Here is a 15697-nt window from a genome sequence, read left to right on the forward strand (position 1 = left end):
TCCTTTATGATTTTGTCTCTTCCTGAAACACATCCGCAATTGACTGTCTGGATGCCCGGAAGGTTCCCTGGGCCATCAGGCTGCTGCCTCCGCCCCTTCCATGAAGTTTCCCATTCATGTCCTTACTGAGGGTCCGCATATCCATGGAGCTGCTTCCCAGGGCATACTGATACTCCCCTTCTGTCCCATTGCCTGAACACACCATTACCACACTGCCCTTTTTCTGCTCATAAAGCAGGGTGGACAACCGGCGTATCTGCACCATGTTAAGCCCCTCCTCAAAAATGGCCAGGGGACTGCTGCTTTCCGGATACTGTCCTGCCCTCAGCTCCAACAGCTGACCATACAGGCGGCCAATCTCCATCTCCCTGTCCTGGCAGTCATTTTTCAGTTTTTCAACCGCCTCAGGCACCAGATGCAGTTTGGCGGACAGCAGGTTGGACAGCCGTATCCCATCCTTCAGCCGCTCCCTGTAATCCAGAAGCGCCCTGCGGCCGCACAGCATGGATATGCGGACCCCGCCTTTATAGCGGATCATGCCTCTTATCTTAATGATACCCACTTCTCCGGTATTTTCTACATGTGTCCCGCAGCAGGCGCAGACATCCCCGCCGGGAATCTCTATGATCCTTACCTGTCCGCTCAGTTCCTTCTTGCTCCTGTAATCAATGGATGGAAGTTCCTCTTTGGAGGGATAAAGCGTATGTACCGGCACATTGTCATAAACCACCTGGTTGGCCGCATCCTCCAGTCCGTCCAGTTCTTCCGCTGTCATGACACCGTTGAAATCCACGGTCACTTCCCCGGCGCCCATGTGGAATCCCACATTATCATATCCGTAACGCCTGTGCACCAGGCCGGACAGGATATGCTCCCCTGTGTGCTGCTGCATATTGTCATAGCGTTTCTGCCAGTCAATGACCCCCTCTGCCAATGTTCCCGGCTCAAGGGGGGATGCCAGCTCATGGAGGATTTCATCCCCCTTTTCATGGACAGATAGTACCTTCACCTGGTTCAGGGTCCCTGTATCAGAGGGTTGCCCTCCTCCCTCAGGATAAAACCCGGTCTGGTTGAGTACGGCCAGCCAGGTCCCCTTACCGCTTGCTTCACAGCGCTCCACCGTACACATGAAAGACTTCACATAGGGAGTCTGGTAATATAATCTGCTCTTGTCCATTTTCCATCAACGCCTCATTTCTTCAATGCTTCCATGATTATACTATAGATTGACAGGATGTACCATTTAAAATTTTATAAAAATATTTTCAAAACCAGGAAACATGAGCAAGCAGGGGGTCATATGATAAAGTGTAATTAAACTTTATATGGAGGAACTAACATGAGTGATGTAGCAGCAACAAACTGCGGTTGTGACTGTGGATGTGGATGTGGAACAGGAGGCAGCGGGTGCAATATCATCTGGCTTATCCTGATTCTGTGCTGCTGTGGCGGAGGCGGCGGATGCTTCGACCACAATAACTGCGGCGGCGGTTGTGGATGCGGATGCGGAGGCGGAAGCGGATGTGACTTTATCTGGATCATCCTGCTTCTGTGCTGCTGTGGCGGCGGTGGCGGCTTCTGCTGCTAATGCCTGTCTCTGAGAATCCTTCACCAAAGATTTAAAAACGGGGAGTGGTTTTGCCACTCCCTGTTTTTTATTCATTTAACAGGGTCCGTGCCTGGGGATGGGCTGCCTGACGCGGCGCTTCCCCGGTTTTTCCCACCATACCCCTTCCTTCCCTGCCTTCTCCTGACACACTCATCATCTATTTCATACACTGCATTCCCTTCAATTACTAAACGGTTATACATGGATTTCACTCTCCTTCCATATTAATAATATATGCAGTGTCCAGGCTTTGGCGCATTCATGCTTAAATATATGGAATTGTTTGCCAATCACCTGCATAAGCTTAAAGCAAAGAAAGAAAAAGGCCGGTGGAAAGATATGAACCCATCTGATGACTATAAACTTACTGATCTGGATTATCTCATAGGGGACCACCACCTGCAGATGATAAAAGCCGCCCTCCCGTACCTGGGGGTGTCTGCGCAGAAGACCATATCCCTCTTTGTCAAAGCACAGGAGCTGAGAAAGACCGTGGAACTTTTTGAGACAGAAGAAGTGGCTTCCATGGGCATATGTTCCCTGGAAAGTTCCGAGCGGACCGGTTCTGTCCGGGACCTGCTGCAGGCTGTCCGTCCCTACGGCAACCCCATGGAGCAGGATATGATTGACATGGCCCAGACACTGATGGAAGGCCAGACCCCCATGGAACAGCTTCGCAGGTTCCTTACCCCGGAACAGCAGTCCCGTTTCGAAACCATGGAAATGATAATGACCGCCATGCAGGCCATGTCCTGACAACTTATTCATTCAGAAAGGATACATATTTATGGATACTAACTGGAAACAGGATCCCAGACTAAAGGCCATGAGCAAAGAAAAGCTGGATCTGCTGACAGAATTTGCCGAGCGCATTGAACACACAAACAAAAACAACCTGATGGAGACATTCATGTCCATCAATATGGAAGCCAGACAAAAAGGAATCCAGTTCAATGATAAGGAGACCGCCCTCCTGGTCACTATCTTAAGCTCCGGCATGCCGCCTGCGGAAAAGAAAAAACTGGATATGCTGAAAATGATGTCAAAAAAACTGGCAGGGCCGCGCTGACACAGCGCCCCCTGCCTTCCAAAGCATGTTCCGGACCAAAACCATCCCCGGACCAAAACTATCTCCGGACCAAAACTATCTCCGGACCAAAACTATCTCCGGACCAAAACTATCTGAGACTTTCCAGATTTCCTGCAATCACGATCCTTGTCTGCCCGGTTGCCGACTGCACCAGTTCCTTTGCCCTGGCCTCCGGCAGACGGATACAGCCTGCGGATCCATTGTCCGCTGACGCAGTAAAGCAGTGGAGGAAAATAGCCGATCCCTTCCCAGGCACACAGTCCTGGTTATAATCCAGGGCAAGGGCATAGTCATAATACGGCGATGCAGCCGCCAGGTTCTCCGCTGAATTCCATGTCCTGGGGGTTGTGGACGTATTGACCAGCTTATTGTAATAAGCGCTGGCGGAATCATCCACCCAGTAATCCCCTTTCACAATCTTATGATATGGCAGGACACTGCCCGGGTCATCCTTCAGGCCAAATGCCATGGTGAATCCATAGGTGCCCGCAGGAGTCCTGCCATCCCCTTCCGCTTTTTCAGAGGTAATTCCTCCCCTTCCCACGATGGAAGCTTCCTTCCACACCAGGTTCCAGGTATCATCCCCCTTTTTATAATAGTAGGTATCCGCGTTGCAGCCGCCTGTCCCGACCACCACGATCAGCTGGTCCGCGCCCTCGGCTCCTGTCAGGTTGTGGGGCTGTATCACGCCGTCCACCACCGCAGGCCCTGGTGTAATCCCTGGTTCAAGGGCCGCGCCCATGCCGGATACACCCGGTCCCTTCTCTTCTGCCTGCAGGCGGTATCCCGCCGTACCGCGCAGACCTGCCTTCACCGTACGCAGGTCCGGCTGTGCCGCCCATCCGGTCACTGCCAGGGCCGCCATGATGCCTGCCGCCAGGGCCGTCGCTGCCATCCATCCATGTTGTCTCATATGTAGTCACCTCTGCCTTATTTTACTTCCATCATTATAACCCGCACCCGCCCGTATGGGTATTTCTTTTTTCTTACAATTATCAGAAAAAGCGCACAGCCTGCAGGACTGATGCGCTTTTCCCCTGATATGGAGCTTATTTACAAACAATGTTGATGATCTTGCCGGGAACGTAAATCTCTTTTACAATGCTGCCGGACATCTTATCCCTGACAGCTTCCCTGCCCGCTGCCAGGGCATCTTCCTTGGAAATGTCGGCAGCCACATTGATGATGGCACGTGTCTTTCCGTTTACCTGCACAGCCACTTCAATCTCATCATCCTTCATGGCTTCCTCATCGCACTCCGGCCACTGGGAATGGAACACGCTGTCCGTGCCGCCCAACTGCTGCCACAGTTCCTCGCCGATATGGGGTGCGAATGGTGCCAGGAGGGTAACGAAGGTCCTTAAGGTCTCTTTATCAATGCCGCCCTCTTTCTTAGCCAGGTCAATCAGCTTATTGTTATATTCCATGAAACCGGAAATAACCGTATTCAGGCTGAACTGGTTAAAGCGGTACTCGATATCGTATACCAGTTTGTGGCGCAGCTTGATCATTTCCTTAGATGCCTGGATGTCCTTGTCCTTGTTATCCATCACAAGGTTCCAGAAACGGTTAAGGAACCTGGAAACGCCTTCAATGCCGCGGTCATCCCACTCCGCATCCAGTTCCGGCGGTCCCACGAACAGCTCGTAGAGGCGGAGTGAATCGCATCCGTAATCCCTTACCAGATCGTCCGGGGATACCACATTACCCTTGGACTTACTCATCTTGATACCGTTCTTACCGGTAATCATGCCCTGGTTGAACAGTTTCTTGAAAGGCTCATCAAAATCAATTGCCCCGATGTCGCACAGGAACTTTGTATAGAAACGTGAATATAAAAGGTGGAGCACCGCATGCTCTACGCCGCCGATATACATATCAACCGGAAGATACTTGTCCGCCTTTTCCCTGGAAACCAGTTCCTCGCTGTTGTGGCTGTCCACGTAGCGCAGGAAATACCAGGAGGAACCCGCCCACTGGGGCATGGTGTTCGTCTCGCGCTTCGCGGGAGCGCCGCAGACAGGACATGTGGTATTGACCCACTCGTCAATTCCGGCCAGAGGTGACTCACCGGTTCCGGTGGGCTGGTAACTCTCCACATCAGGAAGCCTTAAGGGAAGCTCTTCCTCCGGGACCGGGACACAGCCGCACTTGGGGCAATGGATGATCGGTATCGGCTCTCCCCAATATCTCTGGCGGGAGAATACCCAGTCACGGAGCTTGTAATTGACCATCTTATGGCCAAAGCCCTTCTCCTCAATCATGTGGGGCGCTTCCTTCTTAAGCACGGAAGATTCCATGCCGTTCCAGTCCCCGGAATTAATCATGATACCGCTTGCCTCAGTATAGGCCTCGGTCATGTCCTCAATCTCAACGCCGTCCTTTGCAATGACCTGTACAATGGGAAGGCCGAACTTCTTAGCAAACTCAAAGTCCCTGTCATCATGGGCAGGCACACACATGATGGCGCCCGTGCCGTAATCAGCCAGCACATAGTCAGACAGCCAGATAGGCGTCTTCTGCCCGTTTAACGGGTTGATGGCGTAACTGCCCGTGAATACGCCTGTCTTTTCCTTTGCCTGCATACGGTCAACATTGGAACGCATGGAGGAATCAAAGATATACTTCTCAACCTCTTCCCTTGTATCGTCCGTGGCCAGGCTCTTAGCCAGCTCATGCTCAGGCGCAAGCACCATGAAGGTGGCGCCGTAAAGGGTGTCAGGCCTGGTGGTGTACACGGTGATTTTCTCATCGCGTCCGTCAACCGGGAAATCCACCTCAGCGCCATAGGACTTGCCAATCCAGTCTGTCTGCATTTTCTTAACCTTCTCAGGCCAGTCCAGCTTATCCAGGTCATTTAACAGGCGCTCGGCATAGGCTGTGATCTTCAACATCCACTGGCGCAGGTTCTTCTTGGTCACAGTGGTGCCGCAGCGCTCGCAGCAGCCGTTTACCACTTCCTCATTGGCCAGTCCTGTCTTACAGGAAGGACACCAGTTAATGGGGAACTCCTTCTCATATGCCAGGCCCTTTTTGAACATCTGGACGAAAATCCACTGGGTCCATTTGTAGAATTCCGGATCCGTGGTATTCACTTCCATGTCCCAGTCATAGATGGCTGCAATCTGCTTGATCTGCTTCTTTATATTGGAAATATTGGCCTCCGTGGACTTGGCAGGATGGACGCCCATCTTGATTGCATAGTTCTCAGCAGGCAGGCCGAACGCATCCCATCCCATTGGATGGATGACATATTTGCCCTTTAACAGCTGGTATCTGCTCCATACATCGGAGATGACATACCCCCTCCAGTGGCCCACATGCAGGCCGCTGCCTGAAGGATATGGGAACATATCCAGACAATAATACTTTTCTTTTTTGCCATCATTGACATTGATGGGCTTCTCTTCCCAGTTCTCCCGCCACTTTTTCTCTATGGCGCTGTGATTGTACTGTGTTGCCATGATTTCATTCCTCCATTGGTTATTCAAGGTTCCTATGAAATAAAAAAGCCCTGCGCCTCTACTGCTAGAGACGTGGGGCTTAAATCCTCACGCGGTACCACTCTGGTTCATGCTCATGCATGCACTTATTCCTCTTATAACGGTAAGGTCTCCGGCCTGCCCTACTGACCCTGACCCCCGTGTGTCCGGCAGTCTTATGTTGGGGCAAGCTACTCCAGGGCCAGTTCAATAACCTTTTGTCACCGGCTCGCACCATCCGCCGGCTCTCTGTATCCATCCAGTTACCTACTACTCCCTATCAGCGTATTTACACTGATTCTTAATTTAGCATATTTCCGAAACAGTGTCAACCATTACCGGTGAAAAAACTGCCCGGACGTCATCCCGGACCATGCCGCCTTATAGGCTGTCTTGGCATGCCTGGCTTCCCTGGAACGCCGGATTGGCCTGGCTTCCCTGGCCCATTTGGCCGGAGTCTCATATCTGGACGGCTGGGCCGGGCCTCCAATCCGGGCTTCCTCCGTAAAAAAAACGCAAAGTCCGTCCAAATCCCTGACCCATCCCTTTTCAAACCAGCCATACTGGGTTCCGTCAAACCCGTACACTGCGTCCCCGTGTATGTAGGCCGCGGGACTGCCGTCAAACAGGTAGATGTGTTCCCCGTCCCTGTCAATATAGGCTGCCGGCACGCCTGTTCTTTCATATAATGTCATGTATCGTTCTCCCCGTATCTATTTTCCGATTCCTTCCCTTCTGATAACAGGTATATTATAGAGGGAATGGGTATATTATACAACTTTACCGTATCTGGTTCAATCCTTGTCCTGCAGTGAATAAAGAAATTTATCAAACGTGCTGATGTCTGATTGTAAAGTGTCTATAAAGCGCCCAACATGGTATCCGTCAGTAGCAGCGTGATGACAGGTTAGATTATCCATGCTTATAGCTCCATATAAAATAATCCATGTTGGTTACAGTACCAAAGTAATCTCCCATGACCAGAAACAGGAATACGCACCTGCAGTCCCCATTCAGGGTATTGTCTCTTAATCAGGATACTGTCCCCTGTCAGCAGTGCCACAAATACGATATAATGTTCACGTTCCATTGCATGGTCAGCCGTGATATAAAAATCATTTTCAATTCTTTCTACATTTAACTTCTCATTCCCATCGGCTTTCTGCGGCTGTAATGCTTTCATTTTTTTACCGCAGCAGGATATGTCGGTTTCCGTCATTGCAGTAACCATGTTTCCGCAATTAGGACACATATAAAAGTGCATTTTCTTCATGTTACCTCCCAGTATCTCGTTAGCGTCCAATTCGCCGGATAGCAGTTTTTCCAAATCAACATTAAAGATTTTTGATAATTCGGGCAGCAGTGATAATTCCGGACAGCCTAGTCCCCTTTCCCACTTACTGACCGTCTTATCACTTATGTTCATCTGATTGGCTAATTGTAACTGTGTCATACGGTTTTCTTTTCTTAGCTGGTAAATTAATTTTCCAATTTTCACATTATCCATTTTTCTCTCTCCTTGTCCATAATTATAAAACTAAAAAACTCATTTACAATAAACGCTCCGTTGAGTTCAAACCATCTTCTGTCCATGGAAGGTGGACGGTAAGATGTAACAGGGCATTCCGGAATAGCCTCTTCCAGCATTATGTGTTATAATCAGAAATACCCTATGCGGAAAAAGGAGATACAAATGGATTTACATACAACAGTAAGATATATGATCATGCTCGGTATCGGAACGCTCTTTTCATTTTTTTTGTTTGTAATCACATCTGCAATGATTTTTGCCTGGATTGATGGTGTGCTTTTTGCCGTCATCATCATTCTTTGTTTTGTATTTTTGAGATGTCCGTATTGCAGCGGAAATCTTATGGGAAAAGTCTGGTGTGAATACTGCCCCCATTGTGGCAAAGAGCTGGATTGGTAATGAATATTTCTGCACGTCAAAATCAAGGAAGGGGTTCCGGCCAATCCACAAATCTTAACGCAACTCTAACACTGCCTCCTATTGCATTTCCGTTTGTCCCTATGTTAAGCTTTAATTGACGTATGCCCTTGATACATAAGTTGTACCAGGCATATCGGACAAAATAACGGACAACAGGAGGTAACTTATTGAATCAGAAGTTAAAAGAAAAAATCACAGAATCCTTATCATCTGTGCTGCCCGTTACCTGTATCGTATTGATTCTTGGGATTACGATTGCACCTATTCCGCTGGATCCGCTGATGCTGTTCCTGGCTGGCGCGGCCTTCCTGATTATAGGTATGGGATTTTTCACCCTTGGTGTGGATATGGCCATGATGCCCATCGGTGAAAAGGTAGGGGCGCAGCTGGCACGGGCAAAGCGCCTTCCAATCATCATCACGGCATGTATCATCATCGGCGCAGTGGTGACGGTAGCGGAACCGGACCTTCAGGTCCTTGCAGGACAGACACCCGCCGTACCTGACATGGTTCTCATACTGGCAGTAGCTGCAGGAGTCGGGTTTTTCCTGGCCCTTGCGTTCCTTCGCTCCCTCTTCGGCTGGAGCCTTTCCCATATCCTTATGGTCTGCTACATCATCCTGTTTATCATGGCTTTTTACATTCCAGGTGACTTCCTCGCAGTGGCATTTGATTCCGGCGGCGTTACCACCGGTCCCATCACGGTCCCCTTCATCATGGCCCTTGGAATGGGTCTTTCTTCCATTGGCCAAGGCAAAAACCAGGACAGTGACAGCTTCGGGCTGGTGGCCCTGTGTTCCATCGGCCCTATCCTCTCCGTAATGATACTTGGACTTGTGTACCAATCCTCTTCCGGTACATATGAACCCATGTCCATTCCCTCCATCAGTAACTCCCAGGACCTGTGGCTGGCATTCCAGCACGAACTGCCGGAGTATGCCCTGGAGGTATTTACGGCCCTTTTCCCCATTCTTGCATTCTATATCCTGTTTCAGATTTTCTTTTTGAAAATGCGCCGCAGGCAGGTGGTGAAAATCCTGGTGGGCATGCTGTACTCCTACATCGGCCTGACCCTGTTCCTCACAGGCGTCAACGTAGGCTTCATGCCTGCGGGAAGCTATCTTGGCAAGCAGCTGGCCTCCCTTCCTTACCGGTGGATCCTTGTTCCCGTGGCAATGCTGATCGGCTACTTCATTGTAAAAGCCGAGCCAGCCGTCCAAGTGCTTAACAAGCAGGTGGCTGACATGACCGGAGGCACCATATCAGAGGCAGCCATGATGAAAGGTCTTTCCGTGGGCATGGCCCTGTCCCTGGGATTTTCACTGTTCAGGGTACTTACCGGCCTTCCCCTTTTAAGCCTGCTCCTTCCAGGTTACGCGATTGCCCTGGGACTGTCCTTCATTGTCCCCCCGGTCTTCACTTCCATTGCCTTTGACTCAGGCGGTGTTGCATCCGGCCCCATGACGGCCACCTTCCTCCTGCCTTTTGCCATGGGGGCATGTGAAGCGCTGGGCGGTGATATTTTAAAAGATGCATTCGGTATCGTGGCCATGGTGGCCATGACCCCTCTTATCATCATACAGCTTATCGGCCTGTCTTATGAGTTTAAGACACGGAGGGAGAAAAGCAGCGCACAGCTGTCCATTATTGATATGGACAGTGAATTTATCGACTTAGGGAAGGAGGACCCCAATGAATCCTAACCATATAAAATGGATGGCCGCCATCGTAGACCGCGGCAAAGGCAACCGGGCCGCTGCCATTTTCCAGGAACATGACCAATCAATCCTCTTGATTGCCAGGGGCCACGGAACTGCCAGCTCCGCCATCATGGACTGCCTTGGTCTGGATGAACCGGAAAAAGACCTGGTCCTGGGTATTGCATCCGCCTCGGACTCCCATCATCTGATGGACGCCCTGAAAAATGAATTGGAATTCCATAAACCAGGCCACGGGATTGCATTTTCCATTCCGCTTTCAGGAATCAGCATTGCGGCTTTGGGCCGCCTGAAGAATCGGGATGCGCGCCAGCATCCCCACCACACTGCCAGTTCCAAGGAGGATACCCCTATGTCAGATCATAAAAACTACGAATTGATAGCAACTGTCATCCATACCGACCTGTCCATCCCTGTGATGGAAGCTGCCCGGAAGGCAGGATGCCACGGCGGCACCCTTGTGAAGGCGCGTGAAATCGGCTCCGATGAGGAAAAGAAGATTTTCGGCCTGACCCTTTCCCAGGAAAAAGCCATCCTCCTGATCCTCACCCCATCCATACAGAAGCAGCCTATCTTAAGGGCTATCTGCGAAACCGTGCTGCGGGAAACCGGCGAACATGCGGTTGCATTCTCCCTTCCAGTGGATGAGGTAGAAGGAATCAGCGGATAAAATCATAAGGCCTCTTCCAGGTCGGAAAAAATCCAGAGTGTTTCTTTTGGGCTGCCGGAATAAGTGCTGAAATTTAAAACCCTCAGCTTTAACCGGCACCCGTCCTTCTTCTCATATATGAGTTCAGGTATGTCTTCTCCATCCAGCAATTGTTCCAGGTACGTGTAATCACAAAACTGTTTGAAATCAGGGATGTACCCGGTTTTCACCATGCGGCCGGCATAGAGCATAAGGGCCTTGCTGAACCGTCCGTTGGACTCTTCCAGCATTTCCTTAAAATAAGTTGGAATGAAAATCTGGCGCAGCGTATCTGTTTCCAGATTGACAAAATATACTCCCTTAAATGCAGGCGCCAGGACCCGCATGAACCGCTCGGCATCCCTTTTTTCAGCTATGATCCGCTCCATCTTCCTGTCTAATATCCTTTGCTGGCGTTCTCCCCCTTTGGAGGAATAATACTCTTCTTTGTTTTTCTGCATATCTGTTTCAGCTGTCTGGATGATTTCATTGATATCCAGATTGGATTCCCTCCAATCCAGACCTATGGAAAGCGAGTATTCTGCCTCCCCGGCCTCCCTGCATACATCCTTTGTCCTTCGGACCGCTTCATGATATGTAATGTTTTTACAAAGCACCACAAACTCATCCCCGCCGATCCTGAAAACCTCATCCGGCCTAAAATGCCGCAGCAGGATACCGGCAACCGTTTTCAGCATGGTATCACCTGCCTCATGTCCCAGATGGTTGTTCAGTTCATGAAGTCCGTTGGCATCCACGTAAATGCAGGTCAGGGATGCGGCCTCCGTGTCAACCAAAGCCTGCACTGCCTTTGTATAGCTGTTCCTGTTCTGAAGTCCGGTGAGTGCATCCAAAAGGGCTTCCTTACTTAAAATCTTATTGGCCGCCTCAATCTGCCGGTACTGCCTGTTGATGGTCATCTCATCCATTTTGGCCTGAATCCTGGAATTGTACAGGCTTGTATTAATCACAATTGCCGCCAGGGACAGGAACAGGCTGTTCATAAGATTGTTATAACCGTGATTCAGTCCTGCCGGATTAGGGAAATATGGCAGCAGCAGATTCAGCAGCAGGAAATTCACAAGGAACAGCAGGGCTGTCTTCCACGGCTTCATCATGGACATTATGGCCATGATTAGTATCACATAATTATAAACCGTCAGCCCGTTCCCACCCAGCTGGTCATTAAGGGTAACGGCAAGTCCCCAGAAACTGAAGAATACCATGTACCCATGCTCTATCCTGAAATAACAGCGGTGGCTGTCCTTTTCCCTGCCGGCCCACGCCTGCCCGGCCATCACACAGGCGGTTGCCAGGATGAGCACCAGATACAGCAGGAAATAGGCGGTCCGCCTGGGTTTCACAAATGGTCCGCCCGGCCGCAGGGATATGGAGATAAGCATGATCAGCTCATATATTATTATGAAAAGATGGAAATAAAAATTCCTGCCCGCCACACTGACGTGAAGTGAGGCAATGATTTCATCAAAATCCCGGGTTCCGGAACCCATGCCCAGAACCCCCTTTAATCGGCTCCACATTAATATCATACTCCTTCAGTCATCGATTACAGGAACCATATATGGATTTCCTGCCATTAAAGTATATCATACCTTATATTCCTGTTTCTGGGAACCTGTTTCCACATTCATCCTCTTCCATTTTTCAGGAAATACATTATAATTATTAATATCAAATGAAAGCAGGTGCAATTGAATGTACATAGGAGATTTACACATCCATTCCCATTATTCCAGAGCCACCAGCAAGGACCTGACACCGGAATATCTGGATCTGTGGGCCAGGAAAAAGGGGATTGACATAGTTGGGACAGGAGATTTTACACATCCCGCCTGGAGGGCCGAACTGGCAGAAAAGCTGGAACCGGCCGAGCCGGGACTCTACATCCTGAAGAGGGAACGGATCATCCGTCATTCTTCCGCCCCAGGAAGCCGCCAGCCACGATTTGTAATCAGCGGGGAAATCAGCTCCATCTATAAGAAAAATGATAAGGTAAGGAAGGTCCACAGCCTGATTCTTCTCCCCAGCCTGGAAGCTGCCGAGATACTTTCCAAACGCCTGGAAGCCATCGGCAACATCCATTCTGACGGGCGTCCCATCCTCGGACTTGACTGTCATGACCTATTGGCCATTACATTGGACGCCTGCCCGGAAGCAATCTATGTGCCTGCCCATATATGGACGCCTCATTTCTCCCTGTTCGGGGCGTTTTCCGGCTTTGACACCATAGAGGAATGCTATGGGGAACTGACTCCCCAGATACATGCGCTGGAAACAGGGCTTTCATCCGACCCCTCCATGAACCGGCGCCTGTCGGCCCTGGATTCCTTTCACCTGATTTCCAATTCTGACGCACACTCGCCGGCCAAGCTTGGAAGGGAGGCCAACCTCTTTGACATCCCCATGTCCTATGACGGGCTTTACGGGGCCATCCAGAGAGGCGAAGGACTGGCGGGAACCATCGAATTCTTCCCCGAGGAGGGCAAGTATCACTTTGACGGCCACCGCAAATGCCATCTCTGCCTGAGTCCGTCCCAGGCCAGGCAATACAACGGCATCTGCCCTGTATGCGGCAAAAAGCTGACAACAGGCGTGCTCCACCGCATTGAGCAGCTGGCAGACCGCCGGGAAGATTTCATCCTTCCGGGCGGACGTCCGTATGAAAACCTTGTCCCGCTGCCAGAGGTAATCGCCGCATGCATGGGCTCCTCTTCTGCCAGCGTCAAGGTAACGCGCCAATATGAGCACATGCTGGAAGAACTGGGCAGCGAATTCCATATTCTCCGAAGCGCCAATCTCGACGACATCAGCCGGATCGGCGGACAGCTTACCGCCCAGGGAATCCGCCACCTGCGGGAAGGCAAGGTGGACTGGCGCCCAGGATACGATGGGGAATACGGCACCATGAAACTGTTTGCAGCATCAGAACTGGACAGTGTGGAAGGCCAGCTGTCATTCCTGCTGGATGACAATGAAATTGAAAGCTTCACCAGCCAGGCCAATCCGGACGGAAACGCTGCTTCTGCTGGCCAGGCCGTCCCGGACGGGCACGCTGCTTCTACTGAATATACGGTTCCAGGCGGGCACACCGCTTCTGCCGGACATACGGTTCCAGGCGGGCACACCGCTTCTGCCGGGCATACGGTTCCGGGCGGACACGCTGCCTCCTGCAAACAGACCCTTCCTGCCTCACAAACCGGCGCAGATGTCCTTGACGGCCTGAACCCGAACCAGCGGCAGGCCGTAGGGTCCATAAGCCCTGTAACAGCAGTCATCGCCGGACCCGGCACCGGAAAAACCAAGACACTGGTATCCAGGCTGTCCTATCTGATAGGTGAGCGCGGTGTCAAACCCGCTGAAATCACGGCAGTCACATTCACCAATAAGGCAGCAGAGGAACTCCGGCAGCGTATCCGCCGCCAGCTGCCCGGCAAGCGCAGCTTAAACCAGATGCAGGTAGGAACCTTCCATTCCCTGTGCTACCGCATGCTGCAAAACCAGGGGACGGGCCTGTCCCTGGCAGATGAAGGACAGCAGCAGGAATGTGCTGCGCAGGTAACCGGACAGTTAAACCTTCCTGTTTCCCCCAGCCAGTTCCTATCCCTGATATCCCTGAAAAAATCCGGTACAGGAACCATACCGGCCCCGGCCGGTCCTTCGGATGAAGACGGGAAAAGACCCCCAACCCTGACGGAAGAAGCATTTTCCAGATACAATGAACTTCTTGCCTCCAGGAACCTGATGGATTTTGACGACCTTCTTCTAAAGGTATTGGAACTTTTAGGATCAGAACAAAAGCTGGAACTGCGCAGACAGCACTTCTTCTACCTGCTGGTAGACGAGTTCCAGGACATCAGCCCGGTACAATACCGTTTAATCAAGGCATGGAACAAAGGCGGAAAAGAATTATTCCTCATCGGTGACCCGGACCAGTCCATCTATGGTTTCCGCGGTTCCCAGAGCAACTGCTTCGACCAGCTGTGCAGTGATTATAGCCAAGCCTGCGTACTGCGTCTGAAGCCCAACTACCGCTCCACCCCCGAGATTCTTTCAGCCGCCCTTCCGCTCATATCCCACAACCCTGGAGAGCCGAGGGAACTGACCCCCATGCTGGGCCACGGCGCGCCGGTCCGCGTTGCAACAGCTGAAAGCAGTCTCTCAGAAGCCATTTTCATTGCCAAGGAAATCGGGCACATGGTCGGCGGCATTGACATGCTGGATGCGCATGCCAACACATCAGCAATGACTGATACGCCAAGAAGCTTCAGCGATATAGCCATCCTATACCGCACCAACCATCAGGCCCGCCTTCTGGAGCAATGCTTAAGAAAAGAAGGAATCCCCTATGTGGTAGCGGGCCGCGAGGATTATCTGGGAGAGCCGTCCGTACAGGGCACCATCTGCTTTTTCCACGGAATTGCATCCTCCTTACCGGACAGCGAAGAAATCTGGTCCCACACAACCAGCCTCTGCCGCAAACTGCTGGGCCCCTGTCATGACTACGAAGCCCTGAAAGCACAATTCACCAAAAGACTGAAGCGTGAGAAGCCATGGAAGCTGCTGGAAGACTGGATGAAAATCCTGAACCTGACAGACAACAGATCCATGGATACCTTTCTGTGCATGTCTTATTTCCACAAGACCATGGAAGACATGCTCACCACCCTGACCTTCGGCCAGGGCAATGACGTAACCAGAAGCGGCCAGGACTCCTGTCCCTCCAGCGCAGTAACCCTCATGACCTTCCACGCATCCAAAGGCCTCGAGTTCCCCACCGTATTCCTGTACGGTCTGAAACAGGGCCTGATGCCCCTAAAATCAGGCAGCGGCCCTGTAAACCTGGAAGAAGAACGCCGTCTCCTATATGTAGCCATGACACGCGCCAAAGAGGAACTGATCATCACCACCTCCGAGTCCCCCTCTTCCTTCCTAAGCGAGATACCTCCCAACGCCTTCCGCCCGGAACAGGCACGCACCCCAGCCAGCGGAATCAAACAGTTAAGCCTGTTCGATTTCATGAATTAACACCCCCATCATCTTATCCATATATCCTTAACCATATGCCCTTAAACACATCTTCTCAATATATGAAAAAGCAGCAGCCGGAAGCCCCAGCAACCTCTTCATACCTCAGCTTC

At 51.2% G+C, this 15697-nt stretch carries 14 protein-coding genes and 1 other annotated feature; of the genes, 7 read left to right on the forward strand and 7 right to left on the reverse strand.

What is annotated here, in order from left to right; all coding sequences use genetic code 11:
- Positions 1 to 4: 4 nt before the first annotated feature.
- Entirely contained in the window at positions 5 to 1177 is a 1173-nt protein-coding gene (locus MCJ35_RS11610) for an alanyl-tRNA editing protein (protein ID WP_025487052.1), read from the reverse strand.
- Positions 1178 to 1339: 162 nt separating this feature from the next.
- On the opposite strand from MCJ35_RS11610, the gene MCJ35_RS11615 reads away from it, so the two are divergent.
- A complete protein-coding gene (locus MCJ35_RS11615; protein ID WP_025487051.1) occupies positions 1340 to 1588 on the forward strand; it encodes a hypothetical protein in 249 nt (82 codons plus the stop codon).
- A 71-nt stretch (positions 1589 to 1659) separates the two neighbouring features.
- On the opposite strand, the gene MCJ35_RS11620 is transcribed toward MCJ35_RS11615, so the two are convergent.
- Positions 1660 to 1812, reverse strand: coding sequence for a hypothetical protein (locus tag MCJ35_RS11620; RefSeq protein ID WP_168164704.1), 153 nt, complete (start codon positions 1810 to 1812; stop codon positions 1660 to 1662).
- Positions 1813 to 1948: 136 nt separating this feature from the next.
- Here MCJ35_RS11620 and MCJ35_RS11625 point away from each other — a divergent pair, with 136 nt between their 5' ends.
- Both MCJ35_RS11625 and MCJ35_RS11630 read left to right on the forward strand, forming a co-directional pair.
- On the forward strand, positions 1949 to 2365 hold the full coding sequence (locus MCJ35_RS11625) for a hypothetical protein (protein ID WP_008716633.1): 417 nt from the start codon (positions 1949 to 1951) through the stop codon (positions 2363 to 2365).
- Positions 2366 to 2396: 31 nt separating this feature from the next.
- Positions 2397 to 2678, forward strand: coding sequence for a hypothetical protein (locus tag MCJ35_RS11630; RefSeq protein ID WP_025487050.1), 282 nt, complete (start codon positions 2397 to 2399; stop codon positions 2676 to 2678).
- A 109-nt stretch (positions 2679 to 2787) separates the two neighbouring features.
- Here the strand turns inward: MCJ35_RS11630 and MCJ35_RS11635 are convergent, their stop codons facing one another.
- The 4 genes from MCJ35_RS11635 to MCJ35_RS11650 all read right to left on the reverse strand — a co-directional run bounded on the left by MCJ35_RS11635 (position 2788) and on the right by MCJ35_RS11650 (position 7688).
- A complete protein-coding gene (locus tag MCJ35_RS11635; RefSeq protein WP_240299491.1) occupies positions 2788 to 3612 on the reverse strand; it encodes a L,D-transpeptidase family protein in 825 nt (274 codons plus the stop codon).
- A 136-nt stretch (positions 3613 to 3748) separates the two neighbouring features.
- The gene (leuS, locus tag MCJ35_RS11640) at positions 3749 to 6163 is read right to left on the reverse strand and encodes a leucine--tRNA ligase (protein WP_008716639.1); all 2415 of its coding nucleotides are present in this window, start codon (positions 6161 to 6163) and stop codon (positions 3749 to 3751) included.
- Between the two features lie 63 nt (positions 6164 to 6226).
- Positions 6227 to 6474 (reverse strand) — a binding site (T-box leader).
- A gap of 42 nt (positions 6475 to 6516) precedes the next feature.
- Positions 6517 to 6876, reverse strand: coding sequence for a 4-fold beta flower protein (locus tag MCJ35_RS11645; RefSeq protein WP_240299492.1), 360 nt, complete (start codon positions 6874 to 6876; stop codon positions 6517 to 6519).
- 227 nt (positions 6877 to 7103) lie between these two features.
- Positions 7104 to 7688, reverse strand: a complete 585-nt coding sequence (locus MCJ35_RS11650; RefSeq protein ID WP_025487049.1) for a helix-turn-helix domain-containing protein — start codon at positions 7686 to 7688, stop codon at positions 7104 to 7106.
- A gap of 186 nt (positions 7689 to 7874) precedes the next feature.
- On the opposite strand from MCJ35_RS11650, the gene MCJ35_RS11655 reads away from it, so the two are divergent.
- From MCJ35_RS11655 to MCJ35_RS11665, 3 genes are all read left to right on the forward strand, one after another.
- The gene (locus MCJ35_RS11655) at positions 7875 to 8111 is read left to right on the forward strand and encodes a hypothetical protein (RefSeq protein ID WP_025487048.1); all 237 of its coding nucleotides are present in this window, start codon (positions 7875 to 7877) and stop codon (positions 8109 to 8111) included.
- A gap of 188 nt (positions 8112 to 8299) precedes the next feature.
- On the forward strand, positions 8300 to 9835 hold the full coding sequence (locus MCJ35_RS11660; RefSeq protein ID WP_025487047.1) for a DUF1538 domain-containing protein: 1536 nt from the start codon (positions 8300 to 8302) through the stop codon (positions 9833 to 9835).
- The gene (locus tag MCJ35_RS11665) at positions 9825 to 10520 is read left to right on the forward strand and encodes a hypothetical protein (RefSeq protein ID WP_025487046.1); all 696 of its coding nucleotides are present in this window, start codon (positions 9825 to 9827) and stop codon (positions 10518 to 10520) included. Before MCJ35_RS11660 ends, MCJ35_RS11665 begins: the two co-directional genes overlap by 11 nt.
- A gap of 2 nt (positions 10521 to 10522) precedes the next feature.
- Here the strand turns inward: MCJ35_RS11665 and MCJ35_RS11670 are convergent, their stop codons facing one another.
- Positions 10523 to 12079, reverse strand: a complete 1557-nt coding sequence (locus MCJ35_RS11670; protein ID WP_025487045.1) for a sensor domain-containing diguanylate cyclase — start codon at positions 12077 to 12079, stop codon at positions 10523 to 10525.
- Positions 12080 to 12254: 175 nt separating this feature from the next.
- Between MCJ35_RS11670 and MCJ35_RS11675 the strand changes: the two genes are divergently transcribed.
- The gene (locus MCJ35_RS11675; RefSeq protein WP_240299493.1) at positions 12255 to 15584 is read left to right on the forward strand and encodes a UvrD-helicase domain-containing protein; all 3330 of its coding nucleotides are present in this window, start codon (positions 12255 to 12257) and stop codon (positions 15582 to 15584) included.
- Positions 15585 to 15697 lie beyond the last annotated feature (113 nt).

The organism is Enterocloster sp. OA13, assembly GCF_022440595.1.
Classification (GTDB): domain Bacteria; phylum Bacillota; class Clostridia; order Lachnospirales; family Lachnospiraceae; genus Enterocloster; species Enterocloster hominis.